Annotated in this window: 1 pseudogene; it reads right to left on the bottom strand. The window is 40.6% G+C overall.

Features of this window, described 5'->3' with window-relative positions:
• Positions 1 to 189: 189 nt before the first annotated feature.
• Positions 190 to 1,329, bottom strand: a pseudogene (locus tag AABK37_RS41305) (IS4 family transposase).
• Between the last annotated feature and the right edge of the window lie 160 nt (positions 1,330 to 1,489).

Here is a 1,489-nt window from a genome sequence, read left to right as displayed (position 1 = left end):
CAATACGGTTCAGTTAAGGCTATGCAGTGCTTGAAATAACAAACACAGGAGGATTGGTTATTGTTCCAGTACCTCTGTGCTTAACTTTTTTCGAGCGAAATTTTGATACAGGCTTTTTCACAACCCTTGGGTTGTTTCTATGAACCCTTTCGGGTAGAAGTTGGTCGAGAATTTCCACAGTTAACCAACTCAAAAAAAGGGGAGCTCTTGTAGTTGTAGACGCTGAAATTTTGGAAGGGCACGACGAACAACTCGTAATGTTCCCGTAAAACTTAGACGTAAGGGTGAAACATCTGCGCTGCAAGCAGCCTGAAAAATTAGCAACCGAATAGCGATTAGGCCCTAATAATAAACCGTAAACTTCTTGCACCACCTCCCGTGGCTTTTGAGAACGAATATGAGTTTTGCGTCCTAAAAGATGTACTTTAAGTTCATCAATCGTATTCTCTACTTCCCAACGTTGATGGTACTCACAAGCTAGTAACTGGGCGCTTAATTTTTCAATGTCTAATAAGCTCGTAATTAAACGATATTTGATTTGTTCTTCTGGGTTATCAGGATTCTCAATTGTGTATTCAATAACTCGTACTCGTATTGGCTTAAAACCTTTTTTTCTTAATTTGCCAGATGGATAAATATAACTTAAATACGAACCATCCTCTAAAGCTTCTTCGTTTAAAAATTTAACATTGGCAGGGATTCTTCCTAAATAATCACAACCCTTACTTACCGTTGCTTGTACCATCGCGTAAGAATGCAAGCCTCTATCCCACATCAACAACATGCCTGATGTTACCGAGCGCAATAGTTTTAGTGACCTGACTCGCTCTCCAATTTTATATGGGCACATTAATGCATCGAAAATTAGATGTGTTCCTGCCTCTACCAAAATAACTAATCTAACTTTGGGAAATGCGGCTCGTGTACCAGGACGACTACCAGGACGACCAAAAACCCTTGCATTTTTATCGCTATCTGGGATATCTAGGCAGGTTCCATCAATCACTACAATTCGTAATCCATTTAAAAAAGCTCCTATTGTTTCCTTCGTTGCCATTGGTTGTACCAACTGATGAAACAACTGTCTCATCACTCCTGCCCCCAATCGCAGGCTCGCGCTTGAGTGATAGCTGATTTACACGGGACACGCCAATATTTACCAACTTTTACCCATGCCTCTGAAAGACCATCAATGAGATTTTTTAGTACATCCCGCATTGAATCTCTCGACCACAGGCTCATTGCTATTATTAGACAAATGACCAGATGTGCTGGTAACGAACGATGACGTTCCTCTTCTACTTTAGTCTTAGCGATCGCTTGTTCGATTACAGTTGCTGGGATAGCTGCTTCTATTGCTTTGAATATCTCAGTACTTTGTATCTTGGGAGACACCAAGCAGAATTCTTTGAGATGCACCTTACTTGATTTCCATTTTCGGAAACAACACCTAGTTTATAACGCTTTGAGGCTTAACTGAACCGTATTG

This window comes from Tolypothrix sp. VBCCA 56010, assembly GCF_050875635.1.
GTDB lineage: Bacteria > Cyanobacteriota > Cyanobacteriia > Cyanobacteriales > Nostocaceae > Hassallia.
This window is presented reverse-complemented; position numbering and strand designations above follow the sequence as displayed.